The sequence below is a fragment of the Acinetobacter sp. 24-47-62 genome, assembly GCF_056779765.1.
This window is the reverse complement of the sequence record NZ_JBWYIN010000004.1, coordinates 20304-43470: the sequence shown is the minus strand read 5'-3', so window position 1 is coordinate 43470 and position 23167 is coordinate 20304. Positions and strand designations below refer to the sequence as shown.

The window sequence follows — 23167 nt, the reverse complement described above, 5'->3', positions numbered from 1 at the left end:
AAATTTGAATAAAACCAATGAATATCTTGTGGCGCAGACTGAGATTCAAAAAAGATTGCCTGAATTGTACAAGCGAAATCGTATACTTAATTTATGGGGATTTCTAAGTACCAGCGTACTCATTATTTCAGTTGTGTCGCTTTTTATTCATCAGGACATGATTTATGGTTTTATGGGTATGAGTGAAACTGTTCAGCAGCTTCATTTGCCACATAGTTTAGATGAAGTCGTAAACGTGTACCAACATCAGCCTGACTATTTTTTTAATTTGATATCTTGGTTAGGTTGGTTCATTCTAAAAGTATTTAGCTCAGTCATTGGTGCTTTTTTTATCGTTCATTTTTTAAAGAAAATACGTTTTTTCTATGTGCGCTTTCAATCATTTGTACTTAAGTTTGTTGGTTGGTTCATTGCTGTCATTTTAATTTGGTCAGGTTTGACCTATGTTCAATATGACTTGAATGATGAGTCGTTGGAACAACAATATCAATTAAGTCATTATGATAAATCGATTCACGAAAGTCAGATTGCTGTCATCATGACTGAACAACAGGTCAATCCAATTATACAAGCCTACGTCCTTGCGCAAGTGGCTTTGATTCACAAACCTGAAGATACCAAGCTAGCAACTACATATTTAGCTCGACTTGCGCAAGCTGAAAGAAATGAAAAACAGTTTGTCGAATATGGTTTTAATGCAGAGCAGTTATGGTCAATGCAGCAACAAGTTTATGGTCAATCTATTACTCCTTGGGCAAAAGCGATAGATCATCGGGCAAATCAGGCACGACAAATTTCAGAAGTCGTCAAGATGATATTAATGGTGTTCTCAGCCATCATGTTATTGTTAATGCTTATTTTCTTTGGATTAGCTCGTAGCTTTAAAAGCAGAATTCAAACGATCACTCAACGTTTGGAGATATAGTTAAAGTTTGTACTGTTACGACCATCATAAAAGAATCATTCATTTTTAAATGAATGATTTTTTAATTCAATTTTTCGATAGTCTTTATGTAAACTAACTGTTTTACCTATTTTTGTATTTCTTCTAATATAGCTTTATCAAATAAATATTACTCCTTTGGAGACGTTAGCAATGTTAGATCATAATACTTCAGCTCAATTAAAAACGCTTTTAGAACGCCTTGAGGGTCCAATCGAATTGGTTGCGACTTTAAATGATTCAGACAAATCTGCAAAAATCAAAGAACTTGTGGAAGAAGTGGCTGCACTTTCTCCATTCGTCACAGCTCGTTTTGATGGTCAAAATAAACGTGCGCCGAGCTTTGGTATTGCAAAAGCAGGTGAAGAACCGCGTGTCTTCTTCGCAGGCTTACCAATGGGTCATGAGTTCACTTCTTTGATTTTGGCATTGCTACAAACTTCTGGTTATGCACCAAAAGTTTCTGACGAAGTATTGGCATCCATCAAAGCTTTAGAAATCAAATCTGACTTTGATGTATTCGTATCTTTAAGCTGTCATAACTGTCCAGATGTGGTTCAAGCACTAAACTTGATCGCAATCTACAACCCTGGCACAACAGCAACCATGATTGATGGTGCATTCTTCCAAGACGAAGTTGAAGAACGCAAAATCATGGCAGTTCCAATGGTGTTCCAAGACAATGAACATATCGGTCAAGGTCGTATGACATTGGAAGAGATTGTTGCGAAGCTCGATACTAATTCTGCTGCGAAAGATGCTGAAAAGCTCAATGCCAAAGATGCATTTGACGTGCTTGTGATCGGTGGTGGTCCTGCAGGTAACACATCTGCAATCTATGCGGCTCGTAAAGGTATCCGTACAGGAATCGTTGCTGAACGCATGGGTGGTCAGGTCATGGATACGATGGACATTGAAAACTTTACATCAGTGCAAAAGACGCAAGGTCCTAAGTTTGCAGCTGAAATGGAAGCACATGTTCGTGAATACGGTGTCGACATCATGAACTTACAACGTGTGTCTGACATTAAAGGTGCAGATGAAACTGCCAACGGTTTAGTTGAAGTGACTTTAGAGAATGGTGCAAAACTTGAATCGAAAACGGTCATCCTGTCTACAGGTGCACGTTGGAGAGAAATGAATGTACCAGGTGAGCAAGAATACAAAACCCGTGGTGTTGCGTACTGCCCACACTGTGATGGTCCATTGTTCAAAGGCAAACGTGTGGCTGTGATCGGTGGTGGTAACTCTGGTGTTGAAGCTGCGATTGACCTTGCAGGTATTGTTGAGCATGTCACTTTGGTTGAGTTTGATACCAAACTGCGTGCTGACCAAGTCCTTCAAGATAAATTGAACAGCTTACCTAACACGACTGTCATCAAAAATGCGTTGTCTACAGAAGTCGTTGGTGATGGCAAACAAGTCACTGCACTGAAATACAAAGACCGTGCGACGGATGAAGAACACACTGTCGAATTGGCGGGGATCTTCGTACAAATCGGTTTGTTACCAAACACGGATTTCTTAAAAGAAACCCAAGTTGAGTTAACCAACCGTGGTGAGATTGTGATTAACGATCGCAACGAAACCAATGTAAAAGGTGTATTTGCTGCGGGTGACTGTACAACAGTACCTTATAAGCAAATCATCATTGCCACTGGTGAAGGCGCGAAAGCATCACTGTCAGCGTTTGATTACATCATTCGTTCTGGACAGTAGTTCAATCGTATTCTTTAAATAAGAAGTTCTTAGTTTTGTAGTTTACAGAGGTTGAAGATGCTAACACTTCAGCCTCTTTTTTTGTAATCATTCACTTGCTTTATATTATTTGTTAAATCAAATCTATATTTTATTTGTAATTTTATTTCACAATAAATGGGTGTTTTGTGTAACAGGACCTGTTTATCGTGTCTGTTTTTTGTTTAAATATTAAGAAATTCTTTAGCCTTATTAAATTATAAAAGACAGATAATAACCATGCTTGCCAACATCTTTTCGGCATTGGAACAGCTCGGCCTAACCGCCCAAAACAGAGCCCTCCACATCCAATTCAGTCATTCACAACTGAATAGCCAAGTCTTCCTCCAACGCATCGATGGCAGCCATGTCCTTAACGAAGGCGTGCAAGCAGAACTCATCTGTCTCTCGACCAATGCCTTAATTCCACTCAAACAATTCATCGGCACACAAGTTGCCGTCGATCAAGTCACTGATCAAGGCACCCTGTTTAGAACCACCGGCATCATCACCGAAGCCTCACAAGGACAAAGCGATGGGGCACTGACCCTCTACAAACTCACGCTTAACGATGCAACTTTACTTTGGCACAAACGCCGCAACAGCCGCGTATTTATGAACAAATCCGTGGTCGAAGTGGTGGAAATTCTCTTTGAAGAATGGCAAAACAAAAGCCCACTCTTTGCCTCGAGCCTCAGCCTAGACCACAGTGGATTGCAACAACAATACGACATCCGACCCTTCATCATGCAAAGTAACGAAAGCGACTACGACTTTCTGACTCGCTTACTACGCAGTGAAGGCATTAACTGGCTCATTGATGAAGCCCAACCGATTGTACCGAGTAACAACAGCCCGATCGAAGCACAAAAGCTCCGCCTGATTGATGACAACAGCCAATACCAAGCCCTTAACCGACGCAACATTCGCTACCATCGTAGTGATGCGACAGAACAATTTGATAGCATCACCAGTTTTATCGGACAACGTAGCCTACAACCCACCGCAGTCCACCTACAACGCTGGCAAGCCACAGCCCTCGAACAAGAAGAAGGCGCAGGCTCAGTACAAAGCAAACACCAACACAGTGACCACCAAGACAATGCCAGCCTAGGTCTCGAACAAGCATGGCACATCAGCCCTGCATGGATCCAAGACCTCAAAGGCGAAGACCAAGCCACTGCCTCAGGCAATAGCCAAGTCGAAAAACTCAACCAACACCTCAGCGACTACTACGCTGGACAAAGCAAACAATTCATCGCCAAAGCCAGCGTCAGAGACAGCCAAGTCGGCTACTGGTTCAAACTCGATGGCCATCCAGAAATTGCACAACACAGCGGAGCTGACCAAGAATTCCTCATTGTAGGCAAACGCTACTACAACCAAAACAACCTACCCAAAGACTTAGACCAACAAGTCCAACAACTGCTACAACGCAGCCAATGGACGCCAAAACACAAGACAAACACCAACCAAGCAACCCACACGGACCAAGAACGCCAAGCCAGCGAACTCATCCTACAACGACGCAACATCAAAACCGTACCCGAATATAACCCCTTACAACATCGACCTAGCACCCATCCGCAACGCGCCAAAGTGGTGGGACCTGCAGGAGAAGAAATCCATGTCGATGAATGGGGACGCATCAAAGTACGCTTCCTATTTACCCGAGCAGAAGACCACCAATTTGATGGCGGTGCAGGCAGTAACAACAACGACACCGATTCAGCTTGGGTTGATGTACTGACCCCATGGGCAGGCGAAGGCTATGGTGCACGCTTCCTCCCTCGAATCAATGAAATCGTAGTTATCGACTTCTTTGACGGCAACATCGACCGTCCCTTTGTGGTGGGACGCCTACATGAAGCCCAACGCAGCCCAACTCGATTCGACAGTCAAGGCCAACTGCCGGACACCAAAAAACTCGCAGGGATTAAAAGTAAAGAAGTCCAAGGCGAAGGCTATGGACAACTCCGCTTTGATGACACCACAGGACAAATCTCCACCCAACTGCAAAACACCCACGGGACGAGCCAACTCAACCTAGGGAATCTCAGTCATCCCAAAGCAACAGCAGAAAGCGAAGGACGCGGCGAAGGCTTCGAACTCAGAACAGACCAATGGGGTGCAGTACGAGCGGGCGAAGGCATACTCATCTCCACCTACAAACAAGAAGAAGCCAAAGCAAACCATTTAGATGCAAGCGAAGCCAAACAACAACTCGAAAGTAGCTTAAACAACGCCAAAGCCCTCAGTGAAGTGGCAAAAAATCAACAAACTGATCCACTGAGCTTACTCGAAAACCTACAGGGCTATCTCAAGAACTTAGAGAGCGAAGACCAAAGCAAAGCCGCGGCTTTTAAACAAGCGATCATGCTCTTGGCTTCACCAAGTTCAATTGCCGTAGAAAGTAACGAAGACATCCACCTCAGTGCAGATGGGCAGATCAACCAGATTGCACAAGGAAGTATTAACACCAGCACCCAAGACAGCATCATCGGACATGCCAGCAAAAAGATCAGTTTATTTGCAGCGCAAGAAGGAGCACGACTGTATGCAGGGAAAGGCAAGATCGAGATTCAAGCTCAAGGAGATGGTGCTGATCTGATTGCAAGAAAGGGGGTGCAGATTATTTCCACGGAAGATCGAATTGAAATTAAAGCAGCAAAAAAAATAGTGTTGATCGGTGGCGGCTCACAGATTGAAATTAGCAGTTCGGGAGTTTTACCGACCACAGCTGGCAAGTTTGAAGTCAAAGCTGGACAACATTTATTTAAGCCGGGAACGAGTGTAAGTACTTCAGCTCAATTGCCAACAATGCAACCGTTAAAAGGCGCATTGAATCTTTTAAGAAGTTATGGTGGAAGTGAATTCTTTAAAGGAGCTGGATATAAAGTTATTGACTCTCTTGGGAAGACAATAACAGGGAAATTAGATGCGAATGGTTTTGCTCAAGTAACAGGAATTGCTCCTGGTGGTGCACAAGTGATTTTTGATAAAGATGAGCGAAGTCCTTGGGTATTATCAAGTCATTTTTCGCGAAGTTATGATTGGGCAGATGCAGTAATTCCTGGTGCATCTAATTTTGTGAACTCGAGCTTAAATCAGCTGGGTCAGAATTTAATGGCTCAAGTTAAAAATAATTTGACTCAACTTGATAGTATGAATTTAAAGGATATAGGCAAAAATGCTTTAAAAGGTCTAGCAGACCAAACTGTTGGGCAACTCAAAAATCAAGTGGCAAGTTCTACTTTAGGTGGCATTTCAGAAAAATTAAATTTAGGTTTAAGTCCTGATCAATTGAAGACTATAAGCCAAATGGCAGTAAATCCTTCTCAATCACTAGATATGATTCGTACGCAAGGCGTTGATTTTATAACTCAGCAGGTCACATCGAAGTTGATTCCGAATTTTATGAATTCAACTGGGTTTATGCCAAATACAAATTTTGATACAGCATTGGATCAGGAAAATATTACGAATCAATCTGAAAAGGTCATTGTAACTGATGACTACATTGCACAGAAATATTATCAATCTGGCGGATTAACGTATACCGAAACAACAAGAATCAGTACGAAATCGAATCCAGCTCCATTGTTAACAAATCAAAAGACTGTTGAGATTAATAAGCCTATACAAGTGAATAAAGTAGATGTGAGTACAAACAATTCAACATCAGCAGATGATCAGTTTATTTCACAAAAATATTATCAATCTGGCGGCATTAAATATACGGAAACAACTCGATTAAAAACGAGTAATGATCGTCCTGATTTAGAACAATATAACGCGAAAAACTTAAAAGATTAAAAATATATAGGTTAGTCATGGTAACTGAAAACGAACAAGTTTCTAATAATGCACAATCGAGTGTTGAACTTGCTGTATTTAACTTAGACAGTGTGAGTAGTGTAGCTGACTTACAAGTTATTGCTAATCAAATTGAAAATTTCCTTGTGGTCTGTGGCCAAACATCATTACTTAAAGTCAAAGCAAATGCCCATATAACTACTGTAGCTAATATATATGCTTTAAGTGGAAGTGTGCTTGATTTATTGTTGTATGCAATGTCTCCTCAAACAGAAGTGCTTTCAATACAACGAAATGCTTTACTTGGTGCGAATTTAATTGGATTGTTTGCAGAGCCTAAACATGAAGCACATGCAAGGATGGGTTTACGTCCCATTTTAGGATTAATGGCTGAATGTCTATATCCTGAAAATGGTAAAATTAAGTCAACTGACATTCGACGTATGGAATTACATCTTAATGCAAGAATGGCAGGGAATTTAGAGACCTATCTAAAAGAGACACAAGCTAAATTAGCGGACTTATTAACGAATGCAAATGCCTTGGCTGTTAAGATTCTAAAATCTCTTCAATCATCTTCATTATCGTCTGTTGCAACGGAAACAACATCGAGCGCATCAGCTGAAAAAAGAGATCCAAATTTACAATTTCAAAATTGGGCAATACCATTAATAGATTTACTCAGTGTTGAGCCTCAAGCAGATTTAACGCCTAAAATTGAAGCAACTTCAAGTCATTTTGAAACTTTACTTGTAGAGGCGATTACTTCGATTAGTAACGATTTGCAGAATCAGACAAACCCAAGCTTGCAATACAGTCTTGGTTGGCTCATTCAACAAACACTTAAAGCTATTCAAGATAATCAAAATAAGGGAAATGCCAGTGTTCCGATTAATCAAACTGGTGAATTTGAGCGTCAAACTGATGGCGATATCCTTGAATTTGTAAGTTTGCAAGCAGATGCATTAATGGATCCTCCATGTTTGAATCCAGCTGAACCAACAACAAGTGCTGAAACCAATACTGCTCATAGTATTAGCTATTCTATAGGTGCTGAACGAGTTTCCCATGTAGACTTCAGCCTACCTAAGCTGGGATTAGTATTCAATCGACTTTATAACTCCCAAATGGCGGAATTCGATAACGGTGCTTTGGGTGCTCGTTGGTTAATGCCTTTTTCTAATTTGATTGTTCCAAATGAAAAGGGTTATTTGTTTATTGATGCGAAAGGCAGAAAACAACAATTGCCATCGATCATTATGAGTGAATCCTATGAAGTTCCATTCCAAGGTATTACAACGCGGCTAAATGAACAGGGTGAATTAGTCCTAAATTTTGGAACAGAATGGGATTATCAATTTAGTACATTCGATCAAGGTCAAAGTTATCAGCTTACACAAGAGAAAAATTCATCAACTCAAGAACAAGTTGATCTTCGTTATATCTTGCTAAATAGCAAAGCTTATTTACAAACCGTCCATTTTAATTTTAAGAAGACTCAGCAAATTTTAAAATTTGCTTACAATGATCAAGCAAAAATTATCGCCATATTTGTGGATGATCAAGAACAACCTCTTGCTCGTTATGGGTACGATCATGACGGAAATTTAGTAGAAGCATATGATGAGAATGGTCACGCTCGTCAGTATTCATATAATGCGTATCATCAATTAACACGTTATACCGATCGATCAGGTCGTGGTCAAAATATTCGTTATGATTCGAATGAACCAAATGCAAAAGCCATTGAAGAATGGGCAGATGATGGAAGCTTTAAAACAACTTTAAAATGGCATCCTCGTCTGCGTCAAGTCGCTGTGTATGATGCTTACAACGTGCCGACTTATTACTACTTTGATTTAGATGGTTTTACTTATCGTATTCGATTAGCAGATGGTCGTGAAAAATGGTATTCACGTGATCAACATAAACGTATCACTCGAGAGATTGATTACAGTGGTCGTGAAACTCAACAGCAATACAATGAAGAAGGTCAGCTGAGTAAAATCATTCAACCAAATGGCGGAGTGATTCGATTTGCTTATGATGAATATAAAAATCTAACTGAAATAAAAGATCCTGAAGGTCATATTTGGAAACGCGAATACAATGCAGATGGCTTGATGACCAAAGAAATCAATCCATTGGGTCACACAACACAATATAATTACAATGCCGAAGGTCAATTGATTGAAATTACTGATGCCAAAGGTGGTGTTAAGAAAATCCAATACAACGACCTTGGACAAATGATCTCCTATATCGATTGTTCGGGTAAAGAAAGTGCTTGGCAATATGATGAGGAAGGGCTACTTAAGCAACAACAAGCCGCAGATCAAACAGGTGTGCAATACATCTATAGTGATCAAGGTATAGACAAAGGCCAACTCAAAACGATCATTTACCCAGATGAACAAAAAGAACACTTTGAACATGACCAAGAAGGACGCCTTCTCAAACACATTGATACCAAAGGACTGGTGACTCAATATCACTACAATGCAGTGGGGCTATTAGAAAAACGCCTTGATGCCAACAAACACCAAATTGCTTATCACTGGGATAAACAAGGGCGTATACAGAAACTTATCAACCAAAACCATGCAGAATATGTATTCGAATACAACAGTTATGGTTATCTCACACGAGAACAAGCCTTTGATGGTGAAGAAAAACACTATAGTTACGATGAGCTTGGTCGACTTAGCTACATTCAACAACCGAATATCATCACACAATTTGGCTACTATGAAGACGGACAAATTGCGTCAAAAACCTACATTCACCGCAAAAGTAAACAACAACAAACAGAAGAGTTTACTTACAATCTGAATAGCCAGTTAATTCAAGCAAAGAACCAACAGAGCCAAAACGACTTCTACCATAATGCGATAGGACAATTGGTTAGAGAACACCAACACTACCAAGTGCCAAATCTGAAACCAATGACTGCAGTACTACGCTATGAATACGATGAACTCGGCAATCTCATCAAAACTGTTCGTCCGGATGGTCAGGAAATTAGCCACTTAACTTATGGATCAGGACATATCTACGGTATTGCCCTAAATAAAAAAGACATGGTTGGTTTTAAACGTGATGACCTACACCGAGAAACAGAACGTTACCTTGCCAATGGTTTAATCCAAAGCAACCAATATAATGACGTTGGATTGCTGATTGCACAGCATATACACGTAGAACAAGAAACAGCCAATAGAACACAACATCAGGCACAACGCCAATACACTTATGATGCCAACTACTTGTTGACTCAAGTTCAAGACAGTCAAAAAGGCATACTTAGTTATCAATACGATGCGATTGGTCGCTTAATACAAGCGCAAAGCTCAAAGCAAACTGAACGTTACCATTTTGACCCAGCGGGCAACTTAGTAGACCCAGTTGTAACGCAAAGTGCAGAAATCAATAACAACTTGGTGAAACACTATCAAGGCAAACACTACAAATACGATGCCCAAGGTAATGTGATTGAAACCCAGCAGGCAGACCAACAACTAAAACTGAAGTGGGACAATTTAAATCGCTTAATCGAAAGCGACCATAATGGGCAAATTACTGAATACGGCTACGATGTTTTTGGACGACGCTTATATAAAGCCAACAAAACAATCAACAGCCTGACCTTATTTGGTTGGGATGGGGATTTAATGATCTGGGAATCAAAAACCAGTTTATATCCAACAGATAGAAACAACACAGATCAAGGCAAGCAAAGCTATACCAAACACTATATCTATGAGCCGAATAGCTTTGTACCGCTCTTACAAGCAGGGTATCAAAGTTTCATTAAATTGATTGAAACACCGAATTACGAAAGATTTAAAACAGAACCCTACTCAATCCATAAAGACCCAGTATGGAGAACAGACCCAAGAAAGAATAGAGCGAAGTTGGAAGGAATTGCGTTTTACCACTGTGACCAAGTAGGAACACCTCAAGCATTGAGCAATGAACAAGGTGAATGTATTTGGGAGTTAACGCTGAATACATGGGGACAAACACAACAGATCAAAGTGAACCACCAAGAGAACCAATTAGAACAAAGTGATATCCGTTTCCAAGGGCAATATTACGATGAGGAAACAGGATTACATTACAACCGTTACAGATATTACGAACCATTTAGTGCACGGTATATAAGTAAAGATCCGATTGGTCTATTAGGTGGTTTAAATAACTCAGCTTATGTAAGTGATCCGAATCAGTGGGTGGATCCGTTGGGGTTGGATGAAACTCTTGGTAGCGCTATGAGAGAGGCATTTGTTGAACGCATTCCTGGAGCAAAAATACCAACTAGACTTAAGGATGCACCAGAACTATATCAAATGACTGATAGGGTACTTACTGGTATGAATGTAAACGCTACTGCTGCAGCTTTAGTTGGTGTAACAGCATCTGCAGGCTATGATGGGAATGGGAAGTATAATGTTAGAGGCGGAAATGCATACGGAGTTGCTTTGGAAGTTACTTCAACAAGAGAGGTTATTAATGCGGGTACGCAAACAGATGGTAAATATTATGAATTGTGTGCTAGCGCAGGACTAGGATTAGCAGTACAAACTTGTGTTGGTTATTCAAGGGGGGGAGGGCTTTATGGAAATGCTTCAGTGGGTGTGGGATTAGGAGCAGCTGTAAGTGGAGTAAGTGGGGAGAAAAGATCAAAAGATGCCTTGGCTCCTGAAACAAAAATTGATTATGAACAAATTAGGCAAAATCAAAGAATGCTTCCAACAAAACCTTTAGATTTCGGGGGGCTAAGATAATGACTGATGGTTTAATTGTTTTAATTTTTATTTTGAGTTTGCTTTTTTTTATAATAAGTTTTTGTTTAGTTCGGTTTTATTTGTATAAATATCTTTTAGAAAAAGGAGAGGTTGAAAGTTATATTGATTTTAACTTAAAAAGTATAAATCATATTGTATATATAAAAAAAATTTTATTTAAAGGAGGGGGTGGTGGCTATTATAGTGAAAAAATAAAAATTTTTTATATAGTGCAAATAGTATTTTTGGTCATGTTTTTAATTTCTATATTTGTTATGTTGAGGTGATCTTTGATTAAATTTTTGTTTATATTTTTATTTTCCCCTTTTTTTGTATATGCAAACTGTATTGATATTGATTATTCGATAGCGGATAAAGTTATGGAGAATAGTTTATATAATTTACAGGGAAATAATAAGAAAGTTAAGTATAATATTAACAAAATGAATGATAATTTTTATAAAAGTTATTATTATGGTTATTCTTATTTGGTTGGGAATAATGTTCTAGTAGATTATGAAAAGGCTGAGATTTTGTTAATTGAGTCAGCTAAATATTGTTTTTCGCCGGCACATTATTCCTTAGGTTTTTTGTATCTAGAAAAAAATGAGGTTGAAAAAGCTAAGAAGTGGTTTTTGTCTGCCAAAAACTTGGGAGATAGTTTAGGGGCTTATCAATTGGCTTTAATTTATAGAGATCAAAATAATAGTAATAAAATGTTAGAAAACTTAGAGTTTTCAGTTGAAAACGATTTCTTGCCATCAATTACTGAGCTTGGAGTGCAATATTACGATGGGAAGATAATTCGGAAAGATAATAATAAGGCGTTCCATTATTTTCAACTAGCTGCTAATATGAATGATTCATTAGCACAAAATAATTTAGCTTGGATGTATGAGCATGGCGAAGGTGTAGAAAAAAATATGGTTAAAGCTAAATATTGGTATAAACTATCGTTGAGTAATGGATTTTTATTAGCTAAAGAAAACTTAGAAAGACTAGATGTTTTAAATCAAAATTAGTAAATTTAAAGCCTATTGATATTGTATTTTAAAAAAATGAAATAGTAGGCTAGAATTTTTATTGTGTTTATGGCTTTGTTGCACAAAGTTATTCTTAAGGGCTTCTTCAGCCATATAATTTTCAAATGAAGAAGCTTACACACAAAATCTACCGCACAACCAATTGGCCTGCATATAACCGAGCACTCATTAGATAAAAACAACACAGAACAAGGCAATCAAAGCTATATCAAACACTATATCTATGAGCCGAATAGCTTTGTACCGCTATTCCAAGCAGGGTATCAACACTTTATACAACTGATAGAAACACCGAATTACCAAAGGTTTAAAACAGAACCGTATTCCATCCATAAAGATCCAGTGTGGAGAACAGACTCAAGGAAGAGTCGAACAGAGTTAGAACAGATTGCGTTCTACCACTGTGACCAAGTTGGAACACCTCAAGCCTTAAGTAATGAACAAGGTGAATGTATTTGGGAGTTAACGCTGAATACATGGGGACAAACACAACAGATCAAAGTGAAGCACCAAGAGAACCCATTAGAACAAAGTGATATCCGTTTCCAAGGGCAATATCATGATGAGGAAACAGGATTACATTACAACCGTTACAGATATTATGAACCATTTAGTGCATAAGTAAAGACCCGATCAGTCTATTAGGTGGTTTAAATAACTTCGCTTATGTAAGTGATCTGAATCAGTGGGTCGATCCAATGGGGTTGCAAGTTGGAATAGGATTTAGTAGTAAAAATAATACAATGATTATTACAGATGTTGATACGAAAGAATCAATGAGGATAGGTGCTTTCACTGGTGGTCATATTAGTCAAGAGGGAGTATTTAACGCTAATGGAAATAATTACGAAAAACCAATACCACCAGGATCATATTATATAACGGAATATCCTAATCCAGACAGACCCAATAATAATCATTGGTACGGGTTATTAAAAATTGATGAAAAAATAGATGATGAGACTATAGACCAATATGGTAATAAACGATTCGGTTTTCGCCTTCATCCGGGTACTGTTAGTCATGGTTGTGTAACAATCAGTAGTTTTGATCAACAAGGGAGAGAGAGTTGGGGGTAAATTAAAGGAAATGCTTGACAAAACATCGACTTCAACGATTGAGTATGAGGATAAATGGTACAGAAAGAATAGACAGCTTAAACTTTATGGAATATTACATGTTAAATAAATTAGAATGGAATATGTTATGATTTTAAAAAAAATTTCTTACATTTTTTTTGTATTAATTTTGGCTATATTGATATTATATTTAGCTTTATTATATAAATTTAAATCGATTGACTCGAGGTTTCAATTAGAGTCATCTAAAGTTTTAATTTCTTTTTTCCTTAAAGATTTTTATTTATTTGGTGGGTTAGAAAAGCAGTCATTAGAAATTGAAAGAAAAAATCAAAAAGACCAAGATGATTTTTACTATTCAATAATAATATGGGGCTCAAAAAATTTAGAGTATAATGGTGGTGGTTTGTTGCTTTTAAATGAATTATTATCAAAGAGGGATAATACAAATTTAATTCTAAAAATAAAAAAATTTAAAATGAGTAAGGGTTATGAAAGTCTTAATAAAAAAGATAAGGATTCAATAAATTATTGGGAAAATATATTATTAGAAAATAATAGCTCTATTAGATCTCTTTCATAAATCAAAAAAGATCTATCTTTAGTTGATTATTTGTACCGAAGAATTTTAAATCTTCATGCATAATCTGCGGATGAAATACATTGATTCAAAGAAGCTTTCTGAAACACAGTTTAAGCGATACACAAGCATCTCATGGTCAACCTTTGATTCAATGGTTGAACAACTAAAAATGTATGTCCCTACTAAAGGTAGACCAACTAAATTGAGCACAGAAGTTCAAATCCTTCTGTGTTTAAGTTATTGGCGCGAATACAGAACCTTATTCCATGTTGCAACAAGCTTTGGTGTGTCAGAGCCCACTGCTTCAAGAGTCGTACGTCATGTAGAAGACTGCCTGATCAAGTCCAATCTATTTAATTTACCGAAGAATTTGCCTGAAGGTGAAGGCATCGACTGGAATGTGGTGATTGTTGATGCCACAGAAATACCAATACAAAGACCTAAAAAAACAGAAGAAAAGCTATAGTGGCAAAAAGAAAGCGCATACCTTTAAAGTACAGGCCATTATTCATTATAGAACTCAGCAAATTCTGAGTTTATGTACAAGTCGTGGAGCGGTACATGATTTCGAGCTCTTCAAACAGAACTTAAATCAAATTCCTGCAAATACCTTTATTCTTGCAGATAAAGGCTATCAAGGGATCTATGCAGTGTATCCAAATAGTCTATTGCCATTAAAAGCAAAAAAGCGCTGTAAACTACATCCTGAGCTAAAACTTTATAACCAAGAAATCAATAAAAGAAGAATTGGGATTGAGCATGTATTTGGAACTTTGAAGACCTTCAAAATCCTTGCCGAGCGATATCGTAATCGAGGAAAAAGACTGGGTTTAAGATTCAATTTAATTGCTGGAATATACAATATGGAACTGAGTAAAAAATGATTTATGAAAGAACCCTATTGTTTACTAGTATTAAAGTTAATACATTAGAAACTAAGTGGTAGTGATTACTGTGAATGTTGAATATCTGAAATGACGATATTGCTTCTAGTTCAGCATTGCTGAATAAAGTTACTACAGAGTTAAATCAAGATAAAATCGATTTAAATAATAGGGAAAATAAAACACTCCATAAAAAAACCGAGCAAAAAAGCTCGGTTTTTTTTTGTACGTAATTTTATTTTTCAACAAAAGCACGTTCAATCACATAATCACCAAGAACACCCATACGTGGAGATTCTTTTAAGCCATGTTGATCAAGAAGTGCAGCTACATCGTCAAGGAATGCAGGAGAACCACATAACATTGCACGGTCAGTTTCAGGATTAAAACGAGGTAAGCCGATTTTCTCGAAAAGAGCACCAGTTTCAATCGCAGTTGTAACACGACCTTGAGTATGGAAGTCTTCGCGTGTAACTGTTGGGTAATAAATTAACTTTTCTTTCGCACCAAGTTCCCCAAAGAACTCATGGTTTGGAATTTCATTTTGAATAAGGTCTTGATAAGCCAATTCTGAGATATAGCGTGTACCGTGTACAACGATGATTTTCTCGAAACGCTCATAAGTTTCTGGATCACGGATAGTCGAAAGGAAAGGAGCTAAACCAGTACCTGATGATAAAAGATACAAGTTTTTACCAGGATTTAAATCATCAAGAACAAGTGTACCAGTCGGTTTTTTAGAAACTAAAATTTCATCACCAACTTTTACTTTTTGTAGGATTGATGTCAAAGGACCATCTGGAACTTTAATAGAGAAAAACTCAAGTTCTTCTTCATAGTTCGCGCTAGCAATCGAATATGCACGCATTAAAGGCTTGCCATTGACTTCTAAACCAATCATCACAAATTGACCATTTTTAAAACGCAATGCTGTATCGCGAGTCGTTTTAAAACTGAATAATGTGTCATTCCAGTGGTGTACGTGAGTAATCTTTTCGACGTTAAAAGCAGCCATTAAAGGTCTCAATAAATTATCAAATTAGAACAGCTTGCTATTCTAAACTAAAACCATTCTCGATAAACTGAATATATTTAATTGAGCTTATCAAAAAAAGTGATTATGAATGAGCTGACTTTACCTGTGATTGGTATAATGAGATCTCCCTACAAAGAAAAGTTTGGTATTCCACGTCAGCCAAATTTAGTAAATGTTGAAAGTTATATTGAACTGTTGGCGCCATATAATGATGAACTGGCTTTTGAAGGTATACATGATTTCAGTCACTTATGGCTGATTTGGCAGTTTCACGATAATAAAAATCAGGATAATCAAAAATTTAAGCCTCAAGTTAGACCACCACGTTTAGGTGGAAATAAAAAAGTGGGAGTCTTTGCGACAAGAAGCATGTACCGTCCAGCACCTATCGGCATGTCAGTCGTACAATTCAAAAAACTTTTTAAAGAAGGTGATTCTTTGAGATTGTATGTGTCTGGCAGTGATTTACTAGATGGAACACCCGTTATCGATATCAAACCATATATTCAATATTCTGATGCCTTGGTTGAGGCGACGAGCGGTTATGCACAGGATAAGCCAATTCAAAAAAAAGTTGTTTGGTCAAAAACTGCTGAAATTCAGCGAAATCAACAGTTGGATCAACAATGTGTCGCTGAAAGTTTAATCAAGGAATTGGAACAAGTTTTGTCATTTGATCCAAGACCATCTTATCAAAATGATCCTGAGCGAATTTATGGGCTAAGTTTCGGCCTCTTAAATGTCAAATTTAAAGTGGATACTGAGGTTGAGATCGTTGCACTTGAACTTTGTGCAAACGAATAAATTGTTGGACTGATGTATTTAAAGCTGAATTTGATCTAATGAATTTAATTGTAAATTCTGAATAGGCTAAAGGCTAATGTTGAATAAAGAATTTGCTATAGTTGGGCTCAAGGAATGGGGCAATTTGAATGAATTTTAATTTTGAAATTGATACAACATGGTGTTTAGAACAACTACTAAAAGATGGTCGTATTTTAGAGCGAGATAAGTTGCTCATACAAACCCGACACCGCCAAAAAGATCAATTTAAATGGCATCCATTGCAGTGGATTGCTCATTTTGAATTGGTAGATCAAGTTCAACCTCAACATAAGTTAACATTGCAACGCTTATGTGAGTGGTTAGCATTAAAAACACAACTCCAATATTATGTGATTGACCCGCTTAAAGCAGATGTTGCAGCACTGACTCAGGTCATGTCACAAGAATATGCATTCAAAAATAAAATTCTAGCGGTGGAGGTGCATCCTGATCAGATCTTAATTGGTACAGATCAACCATTCTTGGATGATTGGGTTAAGAATTTAGAAAAGAGCTTAAGTCCTAAAAAAATTGTTAAGGTTTTACTGAATCCAGAGCAGTTACAACGTTACTTGATTGAATATTATCAAGTGAGCCGAGCAGTAAACTCTTCTCAATATTCAGGAGCTTACGACCGACAGAGCCGAGGTGTTGAATCCCTTTTACAATTGGGTGATAGTCAAAATCCTGATGCCAACGATCAGCACATCGTAAAATTAGTCGACTGGTTGCTTCAATTTGCCTTTGAACAGGGTGCGAGTGATATTCATCTTGAGCCTCGTGCGGAGAAAGGACGTGTTAGATTCCGTATCGATGGTGTGCTGCATACGATTTATAACATGCCCAGCAATACACTCACGGCAGTAATTTCTCGTATTAAAATTCTGGGTCGTATGAACGTTGCAGAAAAACGACGTCCTCAGGATGGGCGATTAAAAACGCGTACTCCTAAGGGTCAAGAAACTGAACTACGTTTATCAACTCTGCCTACTGCAGCAGGCGAAAAAATGGTAATGCGAATTTTTGATCCTGAAGTATTAGTGAGGAGTTTCCAACAACTGGGTTTTGAAGGAAAACTGCTAGAGCAATGGAATGCCATTACCAAAAATAGTCACGGCATCATTTTAGTGACAGGTCCAACTGGTTCAGGTAAAACCACAACCCTGTATTCATCAATGAAACAACTTGCGACTGAGCAATTAAATGTTTGTACGATTGAAGATCCTATTGAGATGATAGAGCCGAGCTTCAATCAGATGCAGGTAAACCCTGCAATTGATCTTCATTTTGCCGATGGTGTACGTGCCCTCATGCGCCAAGATCCAGACATTATCATGGTAGGGGAAATCCGAGACCAAGATACAGCGAATATGGCGATTCAAGCTGCGTTAACAGGTCATCTCGTACTTTCAACACTTCATACAAACGATGCACCTTCAAGCTTGACTCGTTTACATGATCTAGGGGTGCAGCCATTTTTAACAGCGGCAACAATCTTAGGGGTATTGGCGCAAAGGTTAGTCAGAAAATTATGTTCTCATTGTAAAGAAAAACGGGAAATTAATGCTCAAGAATGGGAGCATCTGACCTATGGGTATTTAGTGAAGATGCCTGCTCAAGTGTATCATGCCAAAGGTTGTGAACATTGTCGTCACACAGGGTATAAGGGGCGGGTGGGTATATATGAATTTATGCCTGTGTCTCTAGAAACAAAACAAAAAATCAGTGCTAATCTTAATTTAGATGAATTACGTGCTCACGCAAAAAAAGAAGGTGTAGAGCCGTTGCGTATTGCGGGAGCTCGAAAAGTCCTTGAAGGGGTAACGACATTAGAAGAGGTGCTAAGAGTCGTACCACTAAGTTAATTGTCAAAGATTAATAAATATTCATATTTCTTAAGATTCGCTTCAGCTTTGTTTGTTTTAATAGCTTCATCGAAACAAACATCACTTGAAAAGGTATAGAAAATGAAAATGTTAAATCAAGCTTTAATTGCGACAGCTTTAGTCGGTGCAACTACATTTGCAATGGCCAATACGGCAGTGAACCAAAGTGCTGTTAATCATGCAGCCATTGCACCGCAAGCAATTGCGACTGTTAAAAGTGCGTTAACTGCTAAAGATGATACCCCAGTGAAATTAAAAGGCTATATTGTTAAGGCAACTGGTGATGAAAAATATCAATTCCGCGATAGCACGGGTGTGATCACTGTGGATATTGATGATGAACTTTGGCAAGGTAAACCAATCTCTGCAAAAACACCTGTGGTATTAACTGGTGAAGTGGATATTGATTATAAGCCTGCTAAGCGTGTAGAAATTGATGTAGATCAAGTTCAATTTTAATGAGCTATTTACTGAATTGAGTATTTGATTTATGGCTTTTAAGTACTCAAACCAAAAAAACCACATTCTCCAGAAATGTGGTTTTTTTATGCATCTTTTTTTGAAAAACTTTATAGTGAATGAATTGTGGCTTAGTGAAGAGAGACATGCGTATATTATTAGCAGAAGATGATGTGTCACAAGCTGAAAGTATCAAAGCTTGGTTAGAAATGGATGGATATAGTGTTGATTGGGTCGAGCGTGGAGATCATGCGATATTAGCAATTGAGCAGCATCAATATGATTGTTTATTACTTGATCGTGGATTACCGAAAGCAACTGGTGATGACATTCTGACACATTTAAGAAAACACCAACACAATACACCAGTTATTTTTATTACAGCCCAAGACAGTATCCAAGATCGTGTTGGAGGACTTGATTTGGGGGCTAATGATTATCTAGTTAAACCATTCAGTTTAGATGAGCTCTCGGCGAGAGTGAGAGCACAACTACGTACTCAGCACAAAGGCACGTCTCAAATCCTAATGTTTGGATCCGTGAGTTTGGACCCCCAAGCCAAAGTTGTTAAATTAAATTCAGAAATTGTCAATCTCACAGCGAAAGAGTACCAAATTTTATATAAGTTAATGCAACATCCTGAACGTGTTGTGACACGTGAGCAACTAGAAGAGTCCTTATATGCTTGGGGTGATGAAATTGAAAGTAATGCAGTTGAAGTTTTTATTTATCAGATTCGGAAAAAAATAGGCTCAACCATGATTAAAACGATTCGTGGATTAGGTTATCGAATGAATCTAGATCAGACTTAAGGTAGAACAGTGTTGGATCAGCACCCTATTTCTTTACAGAATCGTCTTGTTAAGTCTTCAATGCTCAGTTCGATGTTGGCGGGCGTTGTCGCATTAATTCTTTTATTGGTGATCTCGCTTTACCAGAACATGCAGACCCATGACAATATGATGGATGAAATCGCCGATTTGATTTTGATCAGTGATATTTCAAGTCATGTGGGAAATGAGTTAGATGATTTAAGTGAACAATTTGATATCAAATATGAATTAAAGCTCGATGAACTTATTTTGATTGAATCGCAAGACCTTGCTTTCAGTCAAATTGGTTCCAAGGTCTTTTTTCAGAATGATCACTTTGGTTTTGTTTGGCTAGAAGGACGATTATTTCGTTATTACAGTGAGCAAAGCGATCAGCAAATTCTAACTATGCTTCAACCCATGTCAGCGCGTGTTGATCAGTTATTCAAAAGTTTGCTGGGCTACGGTGGTGTTCTCATTATTTTATGGGGCATTCAATGGTTTATTCTACACTTTATTATACGACGTCAGTTTCGATCTATTCACCAACTTTCAAAATTAATATCGCAAAAGACCGTTAAGGATTTATCACCGATTACACCTTCAAAACCAGAACTAAAAGAACTGCAACCTATTGTGAGTCAAATAAACCAAATGATGGAGCGTTTAGATCGGGCAATTACTGCGGAACAACGTTTTACAGCAGATGCATCCCATGAATTAAGGTCGCCACTTTCAGCGATTCAAATGCGGTTACAACTTTTAAAACGAAAATACCAGTCTGATCATGAGGATTTGTCACAAGACTTAGAGCAGATTCTAAAAGATGTGAGTAGAGGCTCAAATATTTTAGAAAATTTACTTTTGTTGGCTAGACTTGACCCATCTTCAACGCAAGATGTACCGATACAGTCCATAGATTTAGACCGTTTGACGAAAGAGGTTTTACATTCAGTACAACCTTTGAGCCAAGAAAAAAACATTCAGTTTAAAACTGAGTTAGGAAATCATGCGATTAATGCAAATCCTGAGTTAATGTTTAGCTGCATCCGAAATTTAGTCGATAATGCAATCCGCTATACGCCACAGAATGGAATCGTTGATATTTTAATCAAACAAAATAATAATGAAATTCTATTTGTGATTGAAAATGAAGGTCACGGCATTGAGCAAACAGTGATTGATCGGCTGGGAGAAAGATTTTATCGTCAGTTAGGCACACGTACAACGGGCTCAGGATTAGGATTATCAATTTGCCGTAAAATTGTCGAATTACATCAAGCCGAGATTGTATTTAAGAAATCGAAGTTAGGTGGGTTAAAAGTTGAAATAAAATTTCATTAAAACCAGTGTCTATAAAGTTGAAGAAATAAAATTAAAGAAGCAGTATGCGCTGATTCATACTGCTTAGTTCCACGATTATTATTATCAAATTTTAGAATTTTTATTTTGTCAAAATGAGTCGATTATTTCGTGTGAGACGAAGGCGATATTCTTCTCCTGCATGCATGATGCGAATTTCTCTGCCTAGAGCAAATAGATTATTTGAGTGAAGCATTGGTAATGCTTGGTGGTTTTCGTTATTACGTGTGAATAAGCTAAATGGTGCGTTCATTCCTTGGACTCCGTGGTATGTGGTGAACTATTTAAATGATAATCATTATCGAATAGAGCTGTCAACGATAATTTTTCTCATTTATAAAAAAACATAAAATGCTTACAATTAAGTACTCATTTTTTGAAAGATAATCATGTCAAAAAAAACGATTAATGTTTCTATAGCGTTGTTATTCCATAAAAATCAAGTTCTTGTAGGGTGGAGAGAAGCCTCTTTACATCAGGGGGGGAAAGCTGAGTTTCCTGGAGGGAAAGTCGAGTTAGGAGAAACTCCTGAACAAGCTTGCCAGCGTGAAGTTCAAGAAGAGGTGGGAATTTTTCTAGATCATGTCTATTTATTTGATCTTATTACGCATGAATATGAAGATCTAATCGTAAAATTGAACATTTATCAGGCTTATGTTGATCAGTCTCTACTAGATCATATTCAAAGTCCTTGGACATGGCATGATCGTTCAGCACTAACCATTTTGAATTTTCCTAAAGCTAATGATGCCATTGTTAAACGACTACTCTGGCCGAATAAAATTGCAATAAAAAATATAGATCGTCTCGATACAACCATTGATCTTAATCGAGTTAGCTATTTGAGAACTGAAAATGCTTTAGATTTTGCGCTGCAACTCAACCAGTATAATCAACTGGATCAGCTCATTATCAATCGTGATGTGTGGATAGGATTATCAGAATCAAATCAAAAAAAAGTATTTGCCGTACAATTTAAACATGATCAGTTGATGCAATTAAATTCTGATTCATTTATGGAGGAATGGAAGGGCATTAAACGCATCGCATCCTGTCATGACCATTCTAGTGTCAGTCGAGCTGTAGCGTTAGGTTTTGATGCAATATTTTTAAGTCCAGTACTGAGTACAACATCGCATCCTCAGCAAGCATCCTTAGGTTGGACGCAGTTTGAATTGTTATCAAAAGATATACATATACCAGTTTATGCGCTAGGCGGTATGAAGCCTGAATTATTAGATCAGGCCATACAACATGGAGCTTATGGAATTGCTGGTATTCGTGCTTTTTAAAGGCATTAAAAAGTAAAACTCATGCTTAAATCAAAATTTCTTGATTTGGTTTTGTGCTTCTTGGATGAGTTTTTGATTTTTTTGGAGTTGACCTGATTTCAAAATAATTTGCCAAAGTTGTCGCTTCATCGTTGCTGTTTGAGCATAACTGAGACCTCGTTTTGCCAACGATTCAGCATTTTTTGCCTCATTTTTTTGATTGGCAATCATCGCGAGATACATATAGGTCTCTGCAGATTGAGGGGCAAGTCTTTGTGCTTGGAGTGCGGCTTTCTCAGCTTCACTCCATTTTGCTTGACGAAATGCATGATGGGTTTGTTGCATTAGATTTTTAAATGCGGGAAGTTGGCGGCCATCATCGAATTTTTGAGTTGAGCTTTTCTGTTCAGGAATAACAATTTGTAATTGTTCCCGTTTAATTTCGGGTCGATCATAAGGCGTAATTTTAATACCATCGGCATCTTTTTGAGATGGTGTTGTTTTAGTCTCAGCTTGTTTAGGTTTCTGAGACGGTTGTGAGTTTTGAGGGGAGGTTAAAGTTTGGCAACCGCCTAAGAGTAATATGCTGGTGAATACTACGCTAAAATTCAGTTTTTTCATTAACCTTAACTCCTCCTAAACTT

Annotated in this window: 19 protein-coding genes and 1 pseudogene; 17 read left to right on the top strand and 3 right to left on the bottom strand. The window is 37.8% G+C overall.

Going from position 1 to position 23167, the window contains the following annotated elements:
• Positions 1-4 precede the first annotated feature (4 nt).
• The 11 genes and pseudogenes from AC1M87_RS04290 (at position 5) to AC1M87_RS04240 (ending at position 14872) form a co-directional block, all read left to right on the top strand.
• Entirely contained in the window at positions 5-925 is a 921-nt protein-coding gene (locus tag AC1M87_RS04290; RefSeq protein ID WP_481593039.1) for a hypothetical protein, read from the top strand.
• Between the two features lie 171 nt (positions 926-1096).
• On the top strand, positions 1097-2662 hold the full coding sequence (gene ahpF, locus AC1M87_RS04285; protein ID WP_481593038.1) for an alkyl hydroperoxide reductase subunit F: 1566 nt from the start codon (positions 1097-1099) through the stop codon (positions 2660-2662).
• 258 nt (positions 2663-2920) lie between these two features.
• Positions 2921-6496, top strand: a complete 3576-nt coding sequence (locus tag AC1M87_RS04280) for a type VI secretion system Vgr family protein (protein WP_481593037.1) — start codon at positions 2921-2923, stop codon at positions 6494-6496.
• Between the two features lie 17 nt (positions 6497-6513).
• Positions 6514-11283, top strand: coding sequence for an RHS repeat-associated core domain-containing protein (locus AC1M87_RS04275; protein WP_481593036.1), 4770 nt, complete (start codon positions 6514-6516; stop codon positions 11281-11283).
• Positions 11283-11570 carry a hypothetical protein gene (locus AC1M87_RS04270; RefSeq protein ID WP_481588971.1) on the top strand — a complete coding sequence of 96 codons (288 nt, stop codon included), beginning with the start codon at positions 11283-11285 and terminating at the stop codon, positions 11568-11570. Before AC1M87_RS04275 ends, AC1M87_RS04270 begins: the two co-directional genes overlap by 1 nt.
• Positions 11571-11663: 93 nt before the next feature.
• Positions 11664-12305: a tetratricopeptide repeat protein gene (locus tag AC1M87_RS04265; protein ID WP_143047428.1), complete on the top strand. Its 642-nt coding sequence runs from the start codon at positions 11664-11666 to the stop codon at positions 12303-12305.
• 222 nt (positions 12306-12527) lie between these two features.
• A pseudogene (locus AC1M87_RS04260) lies at positions 12528-13033 on the top strand (RHS repeat domain-containing protein); the annotation flags it as partial.
• Entirely contained in the window at positions 13025-13405 is a 381-nt protein-coding gene (locus AC1M87_RS04255) for a tlde1 domain-containing protein (protein ID WP_481593108.1), read from the top strand. The pseudogene AC1M87_RS04260 and the gene AC1M87_RS04255, both read left to right, overlap by 9 nt.
• 127 nt (positions 13406-13532) lie before the next feature.
• Positions 13533-13988 carry a hypothetical protein gene (locus AC1M87_RS04250; protein ID WP_481593035.1) on the top strand — a complete coding sequence of 152 codons (456 nt, stop codon included), beginning with the start codon at positions 13533-13535 and terminating at the stop codon, positions 13986-13988.
• Between the two features lie 70 nt (positions 13989-14058).
• Positions 14059-14454, top strand: coding sequence for a transposase family protein (locus tag AC1M87_RS04245; RefSeq protein ID WP_481593034.1), 396 nt, complete (start codon positions 14059-14061; stop codon positions 14452-14454).
• On the top strand, positions 14402-14872 hold the full coding sequence (locus AC1M87_RS04240) for a transposase family protein (protein WP_481593033.1): 471 nt from the start codon (positions 14402-14404) through the stop codon (positions 14870-14872). Before AC1M87_RS04245 ends, AC1M87_RS04240 begins: the two co-directional genes overlap by 53 nt.
• A 235-nt stretch (positions 14873-15107) precedes the next feature.
• Here AC1M87_RS04240 and AC1M87_RS04235 read toward each other — a convergent pair whose 3' ends face one another.
• Positions 15108-15887 (bottom strand): ferredoxin--NADP reductase, encoded by a 780-nt coding sequence (locus AC1M87_RS04235; protein WP_035267346.1) that lies wholly within the window; start codon positions 15885-15887, stop codon positions 15108-15110.
• Positions 15888-15992: 105 nt separating this feature from the next.
• Between AC1M87_RS04235 and tsaA the strand changes: the two genes are divergently transcribed.
• From tsaA to AC1M87_RS04210, 5 genes are all read left to right on the top strand, one after another.
• Positions 15993-16712: a tRNA (N6-threonylcarbamoyladenosine(37)-N6)-methyltransferase TrmO gene (tsaA, locus tag AC1M87_RS04230; RefSeq protein WP_481593032.1), complete on the top strand. Its 720-nt coding sequence runs from the start codon at positions 15993-15995 to the stop codon at positions 16710-16712.
• Positions 16713-16840: 128 nt separating this feature from the next.
• Positions 16841-18598, top strand: a complete 1758-nt coding sequence (tfpB, locus tag AC1M87_RS04225; RefSeq protein WP_035267342.1) for a type IV pilus assembly ATPase TfpB — start codon at positions 16841-16843, stop codon at positions 18596-18598.
• Between the two features lie 102 nt (positions 18599-18700).
• Positions 18701-19078 carry a NirD/YgiW/YdeI family stress tolerance protein gene (locus tag AC1M87_RS04220; RefSeq protein WP_481593031.1) on the top strand — a complete coding sequence of 126 codons (378 nt, stop codon included), beginning with the start codon at positions 18701-18703 and terminating at the stop codon, positions 19076-19078.
• A gap of 146 nt (positions 19079-19224) precedes the next feature.
• Positions 19225-19890: a response regulator transcription factor gene (locus tag AC1M87_RS04215; protein WP_481590258.1), complete on the top strand. Its 666-nt coding sequence runs from the start codon at positions 19225-19227 to the stop codon at positions 19888-19890.
• Between the two features lie 9 nt (positions 19891-19899).
• Positions 19900-21234, top strand: coding sequence for a sensor histidine kinase (locus AC1M87_RS04210; protein ID WP_481593030.1), 1335 nt, complete (start codon positions 19900-19902; stop codon positions 21232-21234).
• A gap of 100 nt (positions 21235-21334) precedes the next feature.
• Here AC1M87_RS04210 and hemP read toward each other — a convergent pair whose 3' ends face one another.
• Positions 21335-21505 (bottom strand): hemin uptake protein HemP, encoded by a 171-nt coding sequence (gene hemP / locus AC1M87_RS04205; protein ID WP_035267337.1) that lies wholly within the window; start codon positions 21503-21505, stop codon positions 21335-21337.
• Between the two features lie 136 nt (positions 21506-21641).
• Between hemP and AC1M87_RS04200 the strand changes: the two genes are divergently transcribed.
• Complete coding sequence (locus tag AC1M87_RS04200; protein ID WP_481593029.1) at positions 21642-22544, top strand: thiamine phosphate synthase; 903 nt, start codon at positions 21642-21644, stop codon at positions 22542-22544.
• 30 nt (positions 22545-22574) lie between these two features.
• Here the strand turns inward: AC1M87_RS04200 and AC1M87_RS04195 are convergent, their stop codons facing one another.
• Positions 22575-23144 (bottom strand): tetratricopeptide repeat protein, encoded by a 570-nt coding sequence (locus AC1M87_RS04195; protein ID WP_481593028.1) that lies wholly within the window; start codon positions 23142-23144, stop codon positions 22575-22577.
• Positions 23145-23167: the final 23 nt, after the last annotated feature.

Bases quoted from the DNA above. Each gene is read 5' to 3' on its own strand.
- AC1M87_RS04215 (WP_481590258.1), top strand. From the start codon at position 19,225: ATGCGTATATTATTAGCAGAAGATGATGTGTCACAAGCTGAAAGTATC.
- AC1M87_RS04220 (WP_481593031.1), top strand. From the start codon at position 18,701: ATGAAAATGTTAAATCAAGCTTTAATTGCGACAGCTTTAGTCGGTGCA.
- AC1M87_RS04280 (WP_481593037.1), top strand. From the start codon at position 2,921: ATGCTTGCCAACATCTTTTCGGCATTGGAACAGCTCGGCCTAACCGCC.
- AC1M87_RS04240 (WP_481593033.1), top strand. From the start codon at position 14,402: ATGCCACAGAAATACCAATACAAAGACCTAAAAAAACAGAAGAAAAGC.
- AC1M87_RS04235 (WP_035267346.1), bottom strand. From the start codon at position 15,887: ATGGCTGCTTTTAACGTCGAAAAGATTACTCACGTACACCACTGGAAT.
- AC1M87_RS04265 (WP_143047428.1), top strand. From the start codon at position 11,664: ATGGAGAATAGTTTATATAATTTACAGGGAAATAATAAGAAAGTTAAG.
- AC1M87_RS04250 (WP_481593035.1), top strand. From the start codon at position 13,533: ATGATTTTAAAAAAAATTTCTTACATTTTTTTTGTATTAATTTTGGCT.
- AC1M87_RS04270 (WP_481588971.1), top strand. From the start codon at position 11,283: ATGACTGATGGTTTAATTGTTTTAATTTTTATTTTGAGTTTGCTTTTT.
- tsaA (WP_481593032.1), top strand. From the start codon at position 15,993: ATGAATGAGCTGACTTTACCTGTGATTGGTATAATGAGATCTCCCTAC.
- AC1M87_RS04275 (WP_481593036.1), top strand. From the start codon at position 6,514: ATGGTAACTGAAAACGAACAAGTTTCTAATAATGCACAATCGAGTGTT.
- ahpF (WP_481593038.1), top strand. From the start codon at position 1,097: ATGTTAGATCATAATACTTCAGCTCAATTAAAAACGCTTTTAGAACGC.
- AC1M87_RS04255 (WP_481593108.1), top strand. From the start codon at position 13,025: ATGGGGTTGCAAGTTGGAATAGGATTTAGTAGTAAAAATAATACAATG.
- hemP (WP_035267337.1), bottom strand. From the start codon at position 21,505: ATGAACGCACCATTTAGCTTATTCACACGTAATAACGAAAACCACCAA.
- AC1M87_RS04195 (WP_481593028.1), bottom strand. From the start codon at position 23,144: ATGAAAAAACTGAATTTTAGCGTAGTATTCACCAGCATATTACTCTTA.
- AC1M87_RS04200 (WP_481593029.1), top strand. From the start codon at position 21,642: ATGTCAAAAAAAACGATTAATGTTTCTATAGCGTTGTTATTCCATAAA.
- tfpB (WP_035267342.1), top strand. From the start codon at position 16,841: ATGAATTTTAATTTTGAAATTGATACAACATGGTGTTTAGAACAACTA.
- AC1M87_RS04245 (WP_481593034.1), top strand. From the start codon at position 14,059: ATGAAATACATTGATTCAAAGAAGCTTTCTGAAACACAGTTTAAGCGA.